Annotated in this window: 17 protein-coding genes and 2 tRNA genes; 10 read left to right on the top strand and 9 right to left on the bottom strand. The window is 47.1% G+C overall.

All coding sequences use genetic code 11. From position 1 onward, the window contains the following. Positions 1-3 precede the first annotated feature (3 nt). On the bottom strand, positions 4-558 hold the full coding sequence (locus tag L1D44_RS00810; RefSeq protein ID WP_239888380.1) for a TlpA disulfide reductase family protein: 555 nt from the start codon (positions 556-558) through the stop codon (positions 4-6). Positions 559-990: 432 nt separating this feature from the next. Between L1D44_RS00810 and tyrP the strand changes: the two genes are divergently transcribed. The 3 genes from tyrP to L1D44_RS00795 all read left to right on the top strand — a co-directional run bounded on the left by tyrP (position 991) and on the right by L1D44_RS00795 (position 3,055). After that, a complete protein-coding gene (gene tyrP, locus L1D44_RS00805; protein WP_239888378.1) occupies positions 991-2,193 on the top strand; it encodes a tyrosine transporter TyrP in 1,203 nt (400 codons plus the stop codon). Positions 2,194-2,369: 176 nt separating this feature from the next. After that, a tRNA-Ser gene (locus L1D44_RS00800) sits at positions 2,370-2,460 on the top strand. Between the two features lie 504 nt (positions 2,461-2,964). Beyond that, positions 2,965-3,055 (top strand) — tRNA-Ser (locus L1D44_RS00795). A gap of 299 nt (positions 3,056-3,354) precedes the next feature. On the opposite strand, the gene L1D44_RS00790 is transcribed toward L1D44_RS00795, so the two are convergent. Then, the gene (locus L1D44_RS00790; protein WP_239888376.1) at positions 3,355-4,680 is read right to left on the bottom strand and encodes a 4Fe-4S binding protein; all 1,326 of its coding nucleotides are present in this window, start codon (positions 4,678-4,680) and stop codon (positions 3,355-3,357) included. Between the two features lie 10 nt (positions 4,681-4,690). Next, positions 4,691-6,841 (bottom strand): TonB-dependent hemoglobin/transferrin/lactoferrin family receptor, encoded by a 2,151-nt coding sequence (locus L1D44_RS00785; protein ID WP_239888374.1) that lies wholly within the window; start codon positions 6,839-6,841, stop codon positions 4,691-4,693. Positions 6,842-7,372: 531 nt separating this feature from the next. On the opposite strand from L1D44_RS00785, the gene gdhA reads away from it, so the two are divergent. Beyond that, positions 7,373-8,716, top strand: coding sequence for an NADP-specific glutamate dehydrogenase (gene gdhA, locus L1D44_RS00780; RefSeq protein WP_239888372.1), 1,344 nt, complete (start codon positions 7,373-7,375; stop codon positions 8,714-8,716). A gap of 277 nt (positions 8,717-8,993) precedes the next feature. After that, positions 8,994-10,085 (top strand): choloylglycine hydrolase family protein, encoded by a 1,092-nt coding sequence (locus L1D44_RS00775; RefSeq protein WP_239888370.1) that lies wholly within the window; start codon positions 8,994-8,996, stop codon positions 10,083-10,085. Between the two features lie 122 nt (positions 10,086-10,207). Here L1D44_RS00775 and L1D44_RS00770 read toward each other — a convergent pair whose 3' ends face one another. Continuing rightward, positions 10,208-10,642: a DUF3859 domain-containing protein gene (locus tag L1D44_RS00770; protein ID WP_239888368.1), complete on the bottom strand. Its 435-nt coding sequence runs from the start codon at positions 10,640-10,642 to the stop codon at positions 10,208-10,210. A gap of 265 nt (positions 10,643-10,907) precedes the next feature. Between L1D44_RS00770 and L1D44_RS00765 the strand changes: the two genes are divergently transcribed. Further along, positions 10,908-11,534, top strand: coding sequence for a DsbA family protein (locus L1D44_RS00765; RefSeq protein ID WP_239888366.1), 627 nt, complete (start codon positions 10,908-10,910; stop codon positions 11,532-11,534). Between the two features lie 7 nt (positions 11,535-11,541). Here L1D44_RS00765 and L1D44_RS00760 read toward each other — a convergent pair whose 3' ends face one another. The 5 genes from L1D44_RS00760 to arfB form a co-directional block, all read right to left on the bottom strand. Continuing rightward, entirely contained in the window at positions 11,542-11,895 is a 354-nt protein-coding gene (locus tag L1D44_RS00760) for a hypothetical protein (RefSeq protein WP_239888364.1), read from the bottom strand. A 157-nt stretch (positions 11,896-12,052) separates the two neighbouring features. Further along, positions 12,053-12,715 (bottom strand): SDR family NAD(P)-dependent oxidoreductase, encoded by a 663-nt coding sequence (locus tag L1D44_RS00755; protein WP_239888362.1) that lies wholly within the window; start codon positions 12,713-12,715, stop codon positions 12,053-12,055. A 56-nt stretch (positions 12,716-12,771) separates the two neighbouring features. Further along, positions 12,772-13,233 (bottom strand): acetyl-CoA carboxylase biotin carboxyl carrier protein, encoded by a 462-nt coding sequence (gene accB / locus L1D44_RS00750; protein ID WP_239888360.1) that lies wholly within the window; start codon positions 13,231-13,233, stop codon positions 12,772-12,774. A 15-nt stretch (positions 13,234-13,248) separates the two neighbouring features. Next, a complete protein-coding gene (gene aroQ / locus L1D44_RS00745; protein WP_239888359.1) occupies positions 13,249-13,698 on the bottom strand; it encodes a type II 3-dehydroquinate dehydratase in 450 nt (149 codons plus the stop codon). Positions 13,699-13,848: 150 nt separating this feature from the next. Next, positions 13,849-14,271, bottom strand: coding sequence for an alternative ribosome rescue aminoacyl-tRNA hydrolase ArfB (arfB, locus tag L1D44_RS00740; RefSeq protein ID WP_239888358.1), 423 nt, complete (start codon positions 14,269-14,271; stop codon positions 13,849-13,851). A gap of 194 nt (positions 14,272-14,465) precedes the next feature. Here arfB and L1D44_RS00735 point away from each other — a divergent pair, with 194 nt between their 5' ends. The 4 genes from L1D44_RS00735 to L1D44_RS00720 all read left to right on the top strand — a co-directional run bounded on the left by L1D44_RS00735 (position 14,466) and on the right by L1D44_RS00720 (position 17,269). After that, complete coding sequence (locus L1D44_RS00735; RefSeq protein WP_239888356.1) at positions 14,466-14,837, top strand: STAS/SEC14 domain-containing protein; 372 nt, start codon at positions 14,466-14,468, stop codon at positions 14,835-14,837. A gap of 73 nt (positions 14,838-14,910) precedes the next feature. Further along, positions 14,911-15,087, top strand: a complete 177-nt coding sequence (locus L1D44_RS00730; protein ID WP_012275728.1) for a DUF3012 domain-containing protein — start codon at positions 14,911-14,913, stop codon at positions 15,085-15,087. A 182-nt stretch (positions 15,088-15,269) separates the two neighbouring features. Then, positions 15,270-15,674: a hypothetical protein gene (locus L1D44_RS00725; RefSeq protein ID WP_239888476.1), complete on the top strand. Its 405-nt coding sequence runs from the start codon at positions 15,270-15,272 to the stop codon at positions 15,672-15,674. A gap of 281 nt (positions 15,675-15,955) precedes the next feature. Next, positions 15,956-17,269 carry a TolC family protein gene (locus L1D44_RS00720; protein ID WP_239888354.1) on the top strand — a complete coding sequence of 438 codons (1,314 nt, stop codon included), beginning with the start codon at positions 15,956-15,958 and terminating at the stop codon, positions 17,267-17,269. The last annotated feature ends 10 nt before the right edge of the window (positions 17,270-17,279 follow it).

Raw genomic sequence — 17,279 nt, 5'->3', positions numbered from 1 at the left:
CCTTTACCATACAAGGTCTGTGATTGCGTTTTCAGTCTCACCGATAATGGTTTTAACTACCTTGTTATTGGCATCTAGCAAGATCAGCCTTGGAATGCCCGCATTGGCAAATTGAGCATAGATCTGTCTATCGACATCGGCCACTAACGCGAAGTTAAGCTCATATTCGGCGGCGAATTTATCTAAGACGTCACTCGTTTCTTCGCGACCGATACCTATGATATCCACGTTAGGACTCAGGTGTAGATCGGAGTTGACTAGGTGCTTCAAGGTCCGCTGGGAGTCGTGGCACCAAGTGGCAAAAAAGATCAGTAGTTTATTATTTTTTGACTCACTGAGATCTTGCACATTGCCTTGAGTGTCAACGAATCGAGTAACAGGCGCGCTGTCACCGGGCTTGACATAGGTGAGGTATTCAACTGGAGTTGGTGCACTGCTGCAGCCTGAAATGGTGAGCAGCAATAGGCTGGCAAAAGTCAGTTTTAGTGCTTTTTCCCAGCGAAGCGCCTTGTTCATGCTAATGGCTTTTTTTGTGCTAAGGGCTTTCACGTTTGGCATCCATTCTCTTTAAAAGGTCTTTAAAATAACAGAGCTTTAACGGAATGTATAAGCCTAGCTTGCAACAGCATGTAACTTGGTTATGCTGCTCGGTAGTGAAAGGTACTCGTCGCCAGCACGCGTGGTATCGGCTTTTAACAATAAATATAACAGGGTTATTGACAGTTGAGCGAGGACAACATATCGTGGTGGTTCATATATCATTCTGTTTGTTAAGTTGTTGATTAACAGAATCTATCAAGGAAAATTACGTGTTATTAACACCCATAGAAGCGTATTACTATCTATAGCCACAATGGCGTAGATAGAGGTTATTTCATCCCCCCCTCATGCTTTAAATCACTCCATTGTGGCAATTCCATTTTCTTTCGGAAGTTGGCCACCATCAAAGCCTGTTCCGAACTCTTTATCTTTAAATTTGGAACACCATAAATGAACAAAAGTAAAATCTTCGGCAGTATGCTCATTATCGCTGGTACGACAATCGGTGCGGGTATGTTGGCATTACCTCTCGCTGCATCGGGTCTAGGCTTTGGCATGGCCAGCGTAATCATGTTGCTAATTTGGTCTTTGATGACCTATACCGCACTGCTTATGATTGAAGTGCATCAACATGCGCCTATCGATGCCACGCTGCACACCTTGGCTCATAAGCTATTGGGTCGCAAAGGACAGGTCATCGCTAGCTTTTCGATGATGTTTCTGTTTTACGCTCTCTGCGCGGCTTATATCGCCGGTGGAGGAGAGCAGATGCACAGCAAGTTAACGAGCTGGTTTGGGCTCGAGCTACCGATGCAAGCGGGAGCGGTCATCTTTACCTTGTTGATCGGCGCTGTGGTTGCCATCGGTACACGCTCGGTGGATTTGATTAATCGCAGTCTATTCTCACTAAAGCTGATTGCACTGGTGGTGATGTTGTTTCTGTTGCTACCCCATGTCTCGGTGGAAAACTTGGTCGAGTTGCCTGTGCATCAAGGTTTAGTGCTTGCGTCTCTACCTGTTATCTTCACCTCTTTTGGCTTTCATGGTTCTATTCCGTCGGTGGTACGCTATTTAGGTAAAGATACCAAGGCGCTACGCTGGATCATCGTTGTTGGCTCCTCACTGCCTTTAATGGTTTATGTGTTGTGGATGCTAGCGAGTCAGGGCGTACTGCCACAGCAGGAGTTAATGGCTAGTCAAAGCTTGAATGGCTTTATTGGCTCTCTGAGCCGTATGCTGGAAAATCCTATGATTGCCAGCGCGGTATCCATCTTTGCCGATCTCGCCTTAGCGACATCATTTCTTGGGGTAAGTTTAGGTCTGTTTGACTTTATTTCCGATCTGCTTAAACGCAGTGCTAAGCCTAGCCACAGACTACAAGTCGGTCTAGTGACCTTCTTGCCACCACTGGGGTTTGCCTTGTTTTACCCTCAAGGATTTATCACTGCGCTAGGTTATGCAGCCTTTGCCTTAGTGATTTTAGCGGTATTCTTGCCTGTCGCCATGGTTGCTGCACAGCGTAAGCAACTGGGTATAGAGGGATATAGGGTAAAAGGCGGTAACTTAGGTTTAGCTGCGGCGACATTAGCCGGTGTGTTGATCATTAGCGTGCAGTTGATGCAGATGTTTAACCTACTACCGTCGGTTGGTTGATCTCCACTAAAAGCGATTAGAGTGGCTATTCTTCGATTTATTAGCGGAGTAATTGATTGAAAAGTAGCTGATTAAGTATTAATTTACGAGATTGGCTGGTTTTTTAGTCATTCGAGCGATTAGAATAAAATTAGGCTTTACATTGAAGCCGATGACACCTATTATCTGCGGCGTTCGGAGAGATGGCAGAGTGGTCGAATGCACCGGTCTTGAAAACCGGCATGGGTTTGTAGCCCATCTAGGGTTCAAATCCCTATCTCTCCGCCATATTTAGATAAAGGGCTAGTCGAAAGACTGGCCCTTTTTCGTATGTTAAAATAAAAGTTGAACCCTAGGGTTCCTATTGTTTAGAACCAGCTATCTCTGCGCCACATTCATAGAAAAGCCCGCTATTTTATGGCGGGCTTTTTGCTATCTGCGATTTATAAAGAAGAACCCTAGGGTTCCTGCTGTTTGGAGCTGCTATCTCTGAGCCACATTTAGATGAGGCCCCTGCAGAAATGCTGGGGCCTTTTCGCATTTAGGGCGTTATACTTTGAACCCTAGGGTTTCTGTTATTTATAGAGAGCTAAAGCCGCTATCTCGAATCATTTCTGTTTCTTTCCGCTAGTGGCTAGCACTTGGTGCCGGTTATTTGTACGAGTGCACTAAGGTTTTGAGGATAAATGCAGCTCAATCCCCTAAAAGTGAGTCGATCTTTTCATTTTTTGACCATTCAGTTCAAATTGGGCTTTACATTGAAGTCGAGTATCCTTATTATCTGCGGCGTTCGGAGAGATGGCAGAGTGGTCGAATGCACCGGTCTTGAAAACCGGCATGGGTTTGTAGCCCATCTAGGGTTCAAATCCCTATCTCTCCGCCATATTTAGAGAAAGGGCTAGTCGAAAGACTGGCCCTTTTTCGTATGTTAAAATAAAAGTTGAACCCTAGGGTTCCTATTGTTTAGAACCAGCTATCTCTGCGCCACATTCATAGAAAAGCCCGCTATTTTATAGCGGGCTTTTTGCTATCTGCGATTTATAAAGAAGAACCCTAGGGTTCCTGTTATTCATAGAGAGCTAAAGCCGCTATCTCTGCGCCATATTCAAGAAAAAAGGCTTCCACTCTTGTAATAGAGAGCGGAAACCTTTTTCGTTATAGCGTTTTCGTTTTCAGCGGTAGTTAGTGGCAAGGCGGAGCTTGCGCACTCAACATGGTACCGCCTATTCGTAGCAGTAAGTATAACCAGGTTACTCCCGAGGCCAGTAGCCACAGCGGTACTCTTGTCACTTGTTTACTGGAGTAGTGACTCGCCCAGCGCCAAGCGAGGATTAAGCTCCAGCCCACACCGACCCAGACCAATAACCCCAGTATCGATGCTACCACTGAGCCTCTGCTTATTCCTGACATCACAAACTCTGTGCCGAGTAGCTGATTCACCCCCTCAGTCAATCCAACAACCCCTCGGCTAAGAAACACCAATACACCATGGGAAAATAGCAAGCAGAGAATCAAGGGCAGATTGACTGCTGCCATGCTCGGCATCATTTTCTTCAATGGTTTAGCCGTTATTGCGCTTGCCGCTGCGACACAACACCAGAGCACACCCAGTGTTAGCGCGATGGCAAACAAAGCGAGAATGCTTCCCTTTAGATCTATCCAAGAAGCGGAGACCCAAGGCTGTAACCAATCCGTCAAGCGATTCCAGGGCAATTGTTCATGCAACGCACTTCGATCCCATCTGTGTTTTAATTGAGTCAGGATCACTACCATTGCGGTCAGGAGCAGATATGCCCAGCCATCTACCTGACTGGCATTGAACAACCAACTTGAGGTCGGTCGTCGCCACCCAAATTGGATATTTTTGCAACCAGAGTAGCACTCGAGACACAAATTACATCTTGATGTCAGCTGGTTACTAGGCTGACGATGAACGGATTTTCGCTGAGGGCAGGCTTGGCTGCAAGTAGGCTCATCGCAATGCTTACAGGAGGTTGGGCTACGTTTGAGCCCCAACCAGCCAAGTTTTCCAAATGCTTTGGCCAATACTGCAAAGGGGCATAGCGAACGGCAAAACGGTGCATCTTTGTATCGAACAGACAAGCCTAGCATCAGTAATAAGAAGCCAGTGAAGAAAATCATCGTTGCATAGAGAGGCAAACGTCCATAACCCAAAGAAACAGTATTAACCAGCCAGTAGCTGCCAAGCAGCATTAATAGACTCCAGCCTGCCCACTGTAACCATGTTGGTAAGCGTCGTCTGGAGCCTCTGGCGCTGATAAAGCGTCCCAATGTGCCTAGCGGGCAGAACCCGCAAAATATTGGACCGGCCAACAGCAGTAAGACTACCGTTGTGGTTGGCCAAAATAGGCTCCAAAAGAGGTTGCGTACCCAAAGTTCGCTGTGCTCTGGTAGTAACCAGCCCAGAAGCAAGGTCACGACAAAGATAGCGACGATAATCCATTGAAATACTGTCAGCCAAGGGCTGCGAGATTGACTAACCTTCATCGCTGCCCCTTTAAAAGCGATACTGCAGGGCAGCATTCAGATTACGACGGGGCTGCGTTAGACGATCTGGATTTAGCTGAGGATCGGGTTGTAGTCCTCCTAGGTTGCCATACAGCCAGTACTTCTCATCAGTCAGATTCATCACCCCAAGTTGCAGTTTTAAACTATCATTGACCTGCCAGTAGCTAGTCAAATCTAGGTAAAGATACGAAGGTGCCGTCAAATTATCTTCTTCAGTCCAATCATCTCCAGATTTTTCAGCGGCATATTTGGCAAACAGCTCTGCGCCCCAGGTGCCACTGGGGTCGTCATAACCTAGAGTTAAACTGGCATTGAATGGAGAAACGCTATCCAGAGCTCGGCCTGTATCGCGATTCTCCCCTTCGGCCCAAGCCATACCCGTTTTAACGTAGGCTCCATCTAGCCACTGCTCTAGATCCCAATCGGCTTTTAACTCAACGCCAGAGATCCAAGCCTTACCAACGTTTTGGTATTGCATAATACTTGGCCAGCCTGAGTCATCGGTGACGCTGTCGATAAAGTCTTTATAATCATTATAAAATATCGCTAGTTCAGCCCGTGCCTCATCGCCAAACCAACGCATACCTATTTCATAGCTAGTGCTGGTTTCGGCCTCGAGGTTTTCATTTGGCAAAATAATCACATGGGGCAGATCGAGTCGATAATAGAGATCGTATAACGAGGGAGCTCGATAGCCGGTCGTGATGGAGACATAGGAGCTAAGTTGCTCATTAAGGCGTAGCATGAGTCCTGTGTTATAAGTCAGTACATCGCTTTGGTGTTCCTTAAGATCGCCATCGGGATTGGTGCGGTAGTCATCATATCTTAGCCCGAGATCCCATTGCAGCGGCAAAGTATCGAAGCGTAGTTGCTGCTTAGCAAATAGGCCTGTACGCACGGCTGTGGCATTTGGCATTGTCGTGGTGGTGTTGGAGCCTTGACCTGTGCCTAAGTCCACATCTTGATAGAAAGAATCAAATGCGCTGTTGACCACAGATAGTCCGTAAACCAGTTCTTGTTCGACATTTTGCCAGTTGATCAGCTTGTCAAACTGACCATGAAGTTGCAGGTTTTTGTCTTCGCGATTGCGAACCAACTTGCAGCCGTCTAAACAGTCAGTATTCTTGGTTCGGTAGTTGTCATTGTCTGTGACGGCTTGTTGCCAACTCAGTTGCCAGCTGGAAGTGTCGAACCAATCGCTATCGGCATGCCATTCATGGGCTAAGGTTAGTCGCCAGCGTGATTGTTGGCTTTCCAGGCGGTTATTGGTGTAGATCGTATCGGGTCCACCACGGCGGTCGGGGACTAGATAGCCTTCCATAGACCAGAGATCGGTATCGCCGTCACGTTGGTAGAACTCGGCGGTCAAGGATAAGTTCTGCTCGTCTGTTAACTGTGTCACCGCCTTCATCAGCAAGTTATGGCTCAGGTAGTCTGCAGGATCGGCGAGGCCTCGCTCTACACCAATAACATCCTTACCGTCACCGTGGGACTGGGTCTCTGATTCGTCTCGGAATGTATATATCGCCATTCCCTGCCAACTGCCCGCGTCATAGGCGTATTCCCAAGTATTTTTGAATCCTTGATTGGCTCCAGAGTATCCCGCATTAAAAATTAACGCCTGAGTCTGTCCTTGCAGCAGATCATCCGGTGCTTTAGTTCGCAGCATAACGGCGCCGCCAATAGCATCACTACCATATAAGCTTGAGGCCGAGTTTTTATTTATCTCAATGGCTATCAGGGTATCGAGCTCTACACTTCCCGAATATTGATTGATTACATCTGTATGAGGAGAGCTGTTACTGGCCTTAAAAAAAACGGGTTGCTCAATGCCATCGATTAGTAACTTAACTCTATCTTCACTCATACCGCGAATGTTGAAACTGCCTAAGCCAAACTTACCCGTACCCGCCATTTCAACTCCGGGTTCGGCTTTTATTGCATCTTGCAGATTGCTCGCTAACTGACGCGCTAAGTCATCAGATGTGATAGCTGCCACGCTACCACTGACGTCGGAGATGGCAGCAGCACTTCGACTACCCACAATGACAAGTGTTTCATCGGGAGAGCCTGCCCATACTGGTAAGGTCATCATTACTGCTAGGGCTATAGCCGAAAAGGGAAAGGCGGCTTGTTTCATTAGTTCATCCTTTGATATAGAAATGACGGCATCATAAAGAAGGGTTTGAGGAAAGTGATATGCGGCAAATTGTCGCTGCATTTTTAAGTTGTTGATTTTTAAGGTTCTGGTGTTTTATGAGCTATAAGGAATGTGATGTAAATCGTCATGGGTAGCGCTATGGGGCGTTTTTATCATCGACATTGCAAGAGGCGTAGGCTTCTTACAGCATGATTAACCTCTCTATAATGAAGCGAGGAGGCCGTTGCTCTTCGCTAACTTCAAACACTAGTCGGCCGCGAAAGGTTCTTTTACTAGAGTAGAATGGCAGAAATTAGTGATTTCTTGTTTTTTGGTGTTATTTATTAAGGAATTCTTAGCCTTAAGGAATAATGTTCGAATTTCTTGAGGCATCACACAGGTTCAGTAAAGTATTGTATTCATTAACCATCAATTACTGATATAAACCATTTCACAAAATAAACTGCATGTAAGCACAGCGCATTCCAAGCAGTAGTAATCTCAATTCTTTGTATACCCTGGAGCACAAAAATGAGCTGCGATCTGACTCTCGATAGTTTTCTTTCTACCGTTGCTGTCCGTAACCCTGACCAACCTGAATTCTTGCAGGCAGTAAAAGAAGTGCTTACTTCTATCTGGCCTTTTGTTGCTGCGCACCCTGAATATTTAGATGCGGGTATTTTAGAGCGTCTTGTTGAGCCTGAGCGCTTGATCCAGTTCCGTGTTTCTTGGGTCGATGATCAAGGAAAGGTGCAGGTTAACCGTGCTTTCCGTATTCAGCACAACTCGGCGATCGGTCCATTCAAGGGCGGTATGCGTTTCCATCCTTCTGTTAATCAGTCGGTACTTAAGTTCTTGGCTTTTGAGCAGACCTTTAAAAACGCATTAACTACATTGCCGATGGGCGGTGGTAAAGGTGGTAGTGACTTCGATCCTAAGGGCAAGAGTGACGGTGAAGTGATGCGCTTCTGTCAGGCCCTGATGTTTGAACTACACCGTCACCTAGGTGCAGATACCGATGTGCCAGCGGGTGATATCGGTGTAGGGGCGCGTGAAGTGGGCTACATGACAGGTATGATGAAGAAGCTGACTAATAGCGCAGAGTGTGTGTTTACCGGTAAAGGCTTATCTTTCGGTGGTAGCTTAATTCGTCCAGAGGCGACTGGTTACGGTCTGCTGTACTTTGTGGAAGCCATGCTAAAAGCCAAGGGTGAAACCTTAGAAGGCAAAACCGTTACCGTATCGGGATCGGGTAACGTGGCACAATATGCTATCGAAAAAGCGATGGAGATGGGCGGTAAAGTCATTACAGCATCAGATTCAAGCGGCGTGGTGTTTGACCCTGAAGGCTTTACCCCAGAGAAGCTTGCTAAGCTGATGGAAGTTAAAAACGAACGTCGTGGACGTGTTGCCGATTACGCCTATGAGAATGGTCTAGAGTATGTGACTGGCGGTACACCTTGGCAGTTTGCGGCTGACGTTGCTCTGCCTTGTGCGACTCAAAACGAGCTCGATGGCGAACATGCCAAAATGCTAATTGCCAATGGCGTGAAGATGGTTGCCGAGGGCGCGAACATGCCAAGCACGGCTGAAGCTATTGCGTTAATGCATGAAGCAAAAGTACTGTTCGCACCGGGTAAGGCGGCTAATGCGGGTGGGGTTGCTACCTCTGGGCTAGAGATGAGCCAAAACGCGCTGCGTTTAAGCTGGAGCCGCGATGAAGTCGATATGCGTCTGCGCGATATCATGTACTCTATTCATGCCACCTGTGAGCAGTATGGTCGTGAAGGTACGCACATCAATTATGAATTGGGTGCTAACGTAGCAGGCTTTGTTAAAGTGGCTGATGCGATGAAGGCGCAGGGCGTCTACTAAGCGAATTTGATTGATGAAAAGGGCCGTCTGGCCCTTTTTTGTTTTCTACTGTGGCATATTTAAGTCGCGGGGCTGTTTGCCGTTAAATAGTGTGGATACAGCTTTTTATGCTTAACAATCTAAGGTTGCCTAGATAATATGCTGTAAAATCTTTTGTTATTTCAGCTTTTCGGGTGTACTTTTAGCTTGTCGGATAGCAATCGAGCGGCCCTAAATCGGACAGGTTCTGGCTATCTCCTTTCGCATAAATTGATACTAACTGTATAAGATTGAAATCATGAAAAAATCACTACTCGCTTTAGTTTTTGCCTCGGTTTTCAGTTACAACGTGAGTGCCTGTACCGGCATCACCCTATCGACTACGGCTAACGATCAGATCCAGGCGCGCACTATCGAATGGGGGCATAGCGACCTCAATAGCAAGCTGGTTGTCTCGCCTCGTAATTACCAATATACCTCGACTATGCCGGATCAGCAGCAAGGCCTCACCTGGAAAAGCCAATATGGTTTTGCTGGGATCTCGGTGAGTGACGATCGCTTTATTGCCGAGGGGATTAACGAGAAAGGACTGACCGCCGGGTTATTCTATTTCCGTAATTATGGCTCTTTGGCCAAGTACGATCCGAAACAGACTGCAAACAATATCACCGATATGGACTTTGTGCGTTGGATGCTAAGTCAGTTTGAAACCGTTGCCCAGGTCGAGGCGGCATTAGATAAAATTAAGATTGTCACTGTTTATTTCGATCAGCAAGGTAACCCTTCGCCAACGGCGCACTGGCGCGTGTCTGATAAACAGGGCAACAGCATAGTGATTGAAATCATGGATCACGGCAAGATCAATATCCATAAGAACACGGCTAAGGTGCTAACCAACTCACCGGATTACAATTGGCAGGTGACCAACCTCAACAACTACATCAACTTACACCCGGGTATCAGTCCGCCGCAGAAGATTAACGCTGTAGAGGCGCAATCTTTTGGTGTCGGCTCTAACTTTGTTGGCTTACCTGGGGATATCTCACCACCATCGCGATTCGTGCGCGCGGCGTTTTACGTTAATACAGCACCGACTTTAAACAGTGCGGAGCAAGCCGTTTCACAGGCGTTCCATATCTTAAATAACTTCGATATTCCTATCGGCAGTGAGTTTAATGATAAGTCTCATATACCTGCCTTGCCCAGTGCAACCCAATGGACCTCGGTTATCGATCAGAGTAATGGGCTGCTGTTTTATAAGACCATGCATGACAGCACGATTACGCGAGTCGACTTGAATCAGTTGGATTTTACCGCCAAGCAGGAGCGTAAGCAGAAGTTAGATAACGGCAAGTTTAGCTATCGAGAGGTGACGGTTAACACTAAGTAAAGTGGATAAATGATAGCTCAAGGCTCACTTGAGCTATCAAAGACGCGTACTTAGAAAGTGAGTGAGGTTTGTAGTACAGCGCCTAACTCGTTGTCACTACGATCTTTGCCGTAGAAGACCCATTAATATCCTCTGTGCTTCCAAAAAGCTGCTATCTTGTCTTCTTCCTCATTCAAGTGCACTTTAAAGGTCTTCTCGGCAATGACTTTGCCTTTAAGCTCTAGGGTCATGCGCCAGTTGCCGACTTTATTATGCTCGGGAGCCCAGATTGTGTCGCCTAGGTAAAATTTCCAGTCGTTGGACTTTACAAACACTTCGCCATCGAATGGTGGGCGAATCTGACCGTTATCATCGGGGATATTTGGATGATAGATGCAGTATTTCAGTTTTTGATTCTTAGCTTTCTTGATTTGGGCGATAAAACCAAACTCGATATCTATCTCGGCTGGTATATGCATGGTTGATTTTAATAGGCGGGGTAGGTTATTGCTCTCCTCATCCCACTGGGTGAAGATACCGCTACGAACAATAGTGACATCGGGCTTGAGTTTAGACACTTATTGGGCTGTAACTGATGAATGGTGTGTATATAATACTGAAAAGGTTGGGGCTTTTCACGTTTCGCAATGCTTTTCTAAGCTCGTTTCCTAAGTCTTTAAGATAACTTTTAAGCTCAGCTCCTTATTAGGCCTAATCACCGCAAAAATACTTTTTTTCGCCATAATATATCGATATATTTGAATGCGGCGGTTTGAATTACTAGACATATTTGTCTGGCTAGGTAGTCTAGGAACTCTAAAATGAACAGGGAAATATCATTTAATGAACTTAGCGATTCTGTATTATGTTTACGATCCTATGTGTAGCTGGTGTTGGGGCTATAGGCCGACTTGGTCTGCGCTGCAATCTAAGCTGCAAATGAGTTACCCTGAGCTCAGTATCGAATATAAGTTAGGTGGCTTAGCTCCAGATAGTGACGAGCCTATGCCCGATGATATGCAGCAATTTTTGCAGCAAACATGGAACAAGATTGCCGAGCAGTTAGGTACTAAGTTCAACTTTGATTTTTGGCATAAGTGTCAGCCCCGCCGTTCTACCTATCCAGCCTGCCGTGCCGTACAGTTAGCGCGAGATGTTGGTCTCGAGCAGGAGATGACGCTAGCGATTCAACAAGCTTACTATTTAGAAGCTAAAAACCCTTCCGATAACGCCACCCTAATCGAGCTTGCAGTTGGCTTGGGCCTAGATAGGGCGCTATTTACCGAGGCGCTATTGAGTGAATCGACGAAGGCGAAACTTGAGGAGGAGGTCAGTCGTACCCGGCACCTGCCTATCCAAGGTTTTCCCTCAATCGTCCTGCTGGTGAATGGCGAGTTTTGTCTTATCGAGCTTGATTATAAAAACTGGCAAACCAGTTTTCAGCAGATAGCCTCTTTACTGAGTGAATAGCTTCTAACTATTCAATACAGCTCACTTGATCATCGTTATTGATGGTCAGTTTCAGCACTTTCATATATTGGTCATGGGTGACATTGCCACAACGACCATTAATGTAAGCCCCCGATGATAAGCGGATCCGATAAGCATAATCGCCATCGGCTTGCTCGGTGCTATGGTGAATCCGCATGGTTTGTTTCGGAGCGATATTATCAAAGACTAGATTATTGCTAGGCAGGCTGACTTCGACTCGAGTGAGTAGCTGCCCAGACTGATTAATCACTTTTACGCTGGGCATAATAAACAGGTAGGCGTAATAGCCGATAAATAGGCATAAAACTGAAAAAGCCAGCATGAGTAGGCAAGTTCGCATTTATTCTCCTTGATTAGGAACGCTGCCGATCTCTAAACAGCATCTGAAACGCTAAGCTGGTATAAGTATAGAAAACACGACAGCGATTTCATTTTATTTAGTGTCTCTACCCTGCTCTCTATTACTTTCTTAATCTTGCTCTCTTAATCTTACTCACTTAGCCACGCGCGATAGTGAGGTCGCTAATGTAGCCGTGTTCGCTGCTCTGTAGTGCCTGTTTTAGCATGCTGGCCGCTTCATCTGCGCTCATAAAGCTATCGGTATTAGCGTCTTTGCCACTGGTTGGCCAAAAGCCGGTGGCCATGCCGCCAGGATAGACGGCAATCAGCTTCATCGGACTGTTTTTTAACTCTAAGCGTACCGATTCAATTAGGGCCTTTACCGCCCACTTAGCGGCGCAGTAAGTGGACTCTTCGGCTTTAGGGACCAGTGCCGCGGTGGACATCACCATTACTAGGGTCACGCTTTGCTCTTTATAACGTTTGACCGCCTCGCGCAGTAAAAAAATCGCCGAGGTGACATTGTTATTAAGGAGATCTTTTATCGCCTCAGGAGATTGAGTTTCGATGGGGCCAAAATAGCCACTGCCGGCGCTATGGATTATCAGCGATGGCACCGTGGCTAGGTTATCGAACAGCGCCGCTACGTCATCGGCATCGCTTAGGTCGGTAACTTGAGTCTGGCAAGCTTGGCCGACGTCTGTGGCGACTTTTTGTAAACGCTCACTATTGCGACCACTGATACAAATTGGACTTTCTTTGCCATAAAGCTTAGCGAGTGCTGCGCCTAACCCGCTGCTAGCGCCGGTAATGAGTATCATAGTGGTCCTTTTCCTTTGCTAAATGGTTTGTTGATATTATCTTTGTTTCAATGAGCTTATTCGATCACGAGAATCGCTTGTCCGAAGTCTATCTGCTGCCCATCTTCGACCAAAATAGCGCTGATCACGCCAGTTTTATCGGCTGTGATCCGATTGCTCATGGTCATGGCTTCGATAATACAGACCACATCACCGGCAGTGACTCTCTGCCCTAAGGTGCATAGTGGCTGCTGACTCTGTTTTTCCGTCAGATAAATGGTGCCGACCATAGGCGAAATGAGCTGGTGTGCCTCATCATCGGCTGTTTCATCATAGTTATCACTGCTACCTGTGTGTGGGCGAGGCGTTGCAGAGGCTACAGCGCTGGCTGGTGCTAAGAAAGCCTGTGAGTTGGCCTGCATCGGCACTGGGCTGTGGCGACAGATCCGTACCGATTCTTCTCCCTCTTTTATCTCTAGCTCGGCGATATCAGACTCTTGCACTAGCTCAATAAGTTTCTTGATCTTACGAATATCCATGGAGTGTCGTTAACCTTATTTCTCTGCCGTATGAATGCGGGCTATCGCAGCTTGTAGTGCGAACTGATAACCTTGGGCACCTAAGCCGCAGATCACGCCAACGGCTTTGTCAGAAAAGTAGGAGTGATGACGGAACGGCTCGCGGCTGTGCACATTAGAAAGATGCACCTCAATAAAGGGAATGGCGACGCCAAGCAGAGCATCTCTAAGAGCGACACTCGTGTGGGTAAAGGCGGCTGGGTTGATGATCACCATATCGGCATCGCTGTTGTGAATAGCCTCAATAAGCAGATGCTCGGCGTTAGATTGAATGTGCTCTAACTCGACTCCGGCCGCGGCAGCGCTTTGCTTAAGATCATCGACGATCTGCTCCAGAGTATGGTGACCATAATGGCCGGGCTCACGACGTCCGAGTAAGTTTAAATTGGGACCATTGACTAATAGGATCTTGGCTTGGCTGCTCATGAGTATTCCCTTGCTATACACTTTGAATGTGCGCTGAGTGAGTGTGCGCTTATAGCGTTGATTTCAACAAAAAAACTGCTGCTTGTCGAACATTGTAGAGTGAATGGCAAAATAAGTGAGTATTTCTCAACAGCAGCGCGAGTATCGGCACTAAAAGCTGGGTTTATTTTGCCTTAGGGCCTTAGTGGCTCCCTTTTGCTTCTTGGCATCGACACGGCGGCGCTGACTGCCCTTAGTCGGCTTAGTGGCTATGCGCTTTTTCTGCACCGCGTTTACACTCGCTATCAGAGCGATAAACTGCTCCAGTGCTGTTTGGCGGTTAAAATCTTGGCTACGGCTTTGTTGGCACTTAATGATGATCTTGCCACTCTTGGTGATGCGATGATCGGCTTTTGCGAGCAAGCGCTGCTGGTAATATTCTGGCAGCGAGGATTGCTTGATATCAAAAATCAGCTGCGCCGCCGTCGACACCTTATTGAGATGTTGCCCGCCTGCGCCGCTAGAGCGGATAAATTGCCACTCCAATTCACTATCTTGAATCGATACTGAGTTAGATATCTTTATTGCTGCCAAAAATTCACATCCATTATTTTGAGTGCGCGTTGGAATGCTGTTCGCACTCGGTCTTAGATTGCCTTAGGTCAATATTAACAGACTTTTAGCGCAAATAAGGGCCGAGTCCACTTTTCCTTCACTCTGGGTTTGCTATTATCAAGCAATATTGAAGTACCTATTGCTTCAGCGATTTTGTGTTATGGAGCCAATCTATGCTGTGTAAGATCCCTGATATTGCCAAGGGCGTGATCAGTTTATTTGCCAGCGGACGCTTGTCGACCGAAGATTATGGTCAGATCATGCAGCCGCTAATCGAAAGTTATCGTGATACCACAGGCAAGACCTGCATCTATGTCGAAGCCGATGTGCTGTTAGAAGGCTGGCAGCATGAGTCGCTAGCGGGCAGTGGTGAGGTGCAGTTGCCTAACTTTGACGCCCTAGTGCTAGTGGGCGGGCCCGATTGGTTTGGTAATGCAGTGAGGCTGATGGGGCCATTCATGCAAGGTGAGGTGGCTTGGTATCCTCTAGAGCAGAAAGCGTTAGCCGTAGAATGGATTGCCGTGCGTACCGAGCTGTGTGAATAATTTTGATTAAATTTTGGTATCATTAGCCAAGATTGCTTTTTAATGTCGCGTATTAATATAGAAGGATTTACAAATGTCTTTATCTAAACTGTCAGGATTATCATTGGTTTGTGCACTGGTTTTTGGCTTAAGTGCGTGCGCTCCAGAGGTTGGCAGCGAAGCTTGGTGTAAGCAGATGAAAGAAAAGCCGTCAGGCGATTGGACAGCGAATGAAGCTGCTGATTATGCAAAGCATTGTGTATTCAAATAACTATTAATGTTCGGCTCGCATTGAAAATGAGAGCGAGTTCACTAAGAGTTAGATAATAGCTTGTTCGGTGTGAACTTTCGTTTATGATGCGGGTCGTATTAACAAGATACGTTAATTGTAAGATTTTAAAACAAATTTATAGGTGCGGCTTGCGTTTATTTACCCCTCAATCTCTCTATCGAATGGCAGCTTTGCTGATTGCCGTTGTCCTTCTGCAGTTTGCAGGCGGCAACATCGGCGCGCATCAGTTGCATTTAGGAGATCATGAGGAGGAAAGTGCCCCGCATCCACATCTGCAGTTTACCGCCGAGGTTATCACCTTGAGCGAGTGCGTTGACTGTACCTGCTCACTGGATCCGCAAGCGAGTATGAGCGTCGACGAGCCGGCTCACAGCCATACTGTGAGTAAAACCGAATCTAAAAATTTCGATCTCTGCTTAGACTGCCCTTGTCATGGCGGTCATGCAACGACCATGTCATTTGTTGCTATGGTGCCATCGGTGCCTGTGAGTGATACACTCAACAGCATAGATGCCCTGTATTTACCACCAGAACAACTTCCTGATTATCGCCCTCCAATCGTTTAACCCTATCGGGGTTGAAGTTCGGTTTGGTGGTTGACCATCTATGGCCCAGTGGCCAAATAGCCTGACTTCCACTTCGCTAAATCTTTATCAAAATACTGTGTGAATTTTGCTGTGATCGGCCGACGTAATGCTATTGCGCTAGCTGTACGGTGATATTCATGCCGACCTAATATCGATTTACACCCGAGCAAGAGTTATTCAGCGCCAAATTGAATCTGATGTGATATCTAGATTTAAGGATAGCTGTATCAAGTGATCTTGCCGGGTTGATAGGATCCGCGATGAAAAAAACAATAATCGCTAGTTTGTTGTTAGGGCTTTTTTCAGGCTCAGCAACAGCCGCTCAAGCCCTTGCTGCAGAGACTAATGTGAGCCAAGCTCAGGCTCAGGTTAGCGCTAGCGCAAGCCAAGTTGGTCAGTTTAGTGACTGGCTTCCTCAAGTGATGCAACGCTTTAACGGCTTGCCTGAAGTGCAAGCTCAAGCAGCACGTCGTCAGCAGGCACAGATGAGCATTGAGGCGGCAGACAAAGCTGTCTATAACCCAGAGCTAGGATTGGGTTATCAAAATGCCAGTGAAGACACTTACAGCTTAGATATCAGCCAGACAATCGACTGGGGTGATAAGCGTGGCGTGGCCACGCGCATCGCTCAGTTAGAGAGTGAAATTTTGCTATCTAATATCGTGCTTGAGCGTAACCAGATGTTGGCCGAGAGACTGCTAGCATTAACCAGTCAGAGCCAGGCGCGTAAGGCGCTTGAGTTTCAGCGCCAACAGTTTGAAATTGCTAAGGCTCAGTTAGATATTGCCCGCCAGCGTACCGAAGTGGGTGATATGTCTCAGGTTGAGCTACAACTGATGCAGCTCGATGTCGCTAGCAACGCTGCCGATTACGCGCTAGCGGAACAAGCTTCTATCGCCGCTGACGGCGCGGTTTTAGCCCTGTTTGGGGAGTTTGAACTACCGTTCGAGGATTTCGTAAACGCATTGTCTCTGCAGGCGAGTCATCTCCAAGTCTCTCCTGAGCTACCAGCACTTAAGAGTGCTTACCAGCAAGTCTTGCTGGCCAAGGTGAGCACAGAGCAAGCCAAAGCAGATAGCAGCGCCGACCCTAGTATCAGCCTTAGCGCCGAGCGTGAAGGCGAGGAAAATAAGTTTGGCGTCGGTGTGTCTATCCCACTGCAGATCAGAAACAACTATAGCGAGGCGATTGCTGTTGCTAATCAAGGCGTTGTGATCGCCGAGCAGACTTACCTAGCGGCCGAGCGTACCTTGCTGCAGCAGCAGAAACAATTTTCGTTGAGTCTTCCAAGATTAACCCTGCGCTACCAAGACTGGAGTGAGTTAGTACTGACCTCTGGTTCGAAGGCGGCTCGTTCACTGTCTCAACAGTGGCGAGCGGGTGATATCAATACTAGTGACTACCTCCAGAGCCAAAGGCAGATGAGCGGCAGCTATTTAGCTGGTCTAGCGCTCGAGTCAGCCCTTTATGAAAATTGGCTGAGCTGGATGGGAACAAGTGGGCAATTGGAAGGCTACCTCAATAGCCAACTATCGACTCAGGGCGCTGCACCAGCCTCTGAGCAAATGAATTAAGGCTCTGATT

The sequence above is a fragment of the Shewanella sp. Isolate13 genome, from assembly GCF_022398325.1.
Lineage (GTDB): Bacteria > Pseudomonadota > Gammaproteobacteria > Enterobacterales > Shewanellaceae > Shewanella.
This window is presented reverse-complemented; position numbering and strand designations above follow the sequence as displayed.

Bases quoted from the DNA above. Each gene is read 5' to 3' on its own strand.
- L1D44_RS00765 (WP_239888366.1), top strand. From the start codon at position 10,908: ATGAACTTAGCGATTCTGTATTATGTTTACGATCCTATGTGTAGCTGG.
- L1D44_RS00735 (WP_239888356.1), top strand. From the start codon at position 14,466: ATGCTGTGTAAGATCCCTGATATTGCCAAGGGCGTGATCAGTTTATTT.
- L1D44_RS00755 (WP_239888362.1), bottom strand. From the start codon at position 12,715: ATGATACTCATTACCGGCGCTAGCAGCGGGTTAGGCGCAGCACTCGCT.
- tyrP (WP_239888378.1), top strand. From the start codon at position 991: ATGAACAAAAGTAAAATCTTCGGCAGTATGCTCATTATCGCTGGTACG.
- L1D44_RS00775 (WP_239888370.1), top strand. From the start codon at position 8,994: ATGAAAAAATCACTACTCGCTTTAGTTTTTGCCTCGGTTTTCAGTTAC.
- L1D44_RS00785 (WP_239888374.1), bottom strand. From the start codon at position 6,841: ATGAAACAAGCCGCCTTTCCCTTTTCGGCTATAGCCCTAGCAGTAATG.
- L1D44_RS00760 (WP_239888364.1), bottom strand. From the start codon at position 11,895: ATGCGAACTTGCCTACTCATGCTGGCTTTTTCAGTTTTATGCCTATTT.
- accB (WP_239888360.1), bottom strand. From the start codon at position 13,233: ATGGATATTCGTAAGATCAAGAAACTTATTGAGCTAGTGCAAGAGTCT.
- L1D44_RS00810 (WP_239888380.1), bottom strand. From the start codon at position 558: ATGCCAAACGTGAAAGCCCTTAGCACAAAAAAAGCCATTAGCATGAAC.
- aroQ (WP_239888359.1), bottom strand. From the start codon at position 13,698: ATGAGCAGCCAAGCCAAGATCCTATTAGTCAATGGTCCCAATTTAAAC.
- L1D44_RS00730 (WP_012275728.1), top strand. From the start codon at position 14,911: ATGTCTTTATCTAAACTGTCAGGATTATCATTGGTTTGTGCACTGGTT.
- L1D44_RS00720 (WP_239888354.1), top strand. From the start codon at position 15,956: ATGAAAAAAACAATAATCGCTAGTTTGTTGTTAGGGCTTTTTTCAGGC.
- L1D44_RS00725 (WP_239888476.1), top strand. From the start codon at position 15,270: ATGGCAGCTTTGCTGATTGCCGTTGTCCTTCTGCAGTTTGCAGGCGGC.
- gdhA (WP_239888372.1), top strand. From the start codon at position 7,373: ATGAGCTGCGATCTGACTCTCGATAGTTTTCTTTCTACCGTTGCTGTC.
- L1D44_RS00790 (WP_239888376.1), bottom strand. From the start codon at position 4,680: ATGAAGGTTAGTCAATCTCGCAGCCCTTGGCTGACAGTATTTCAATGG.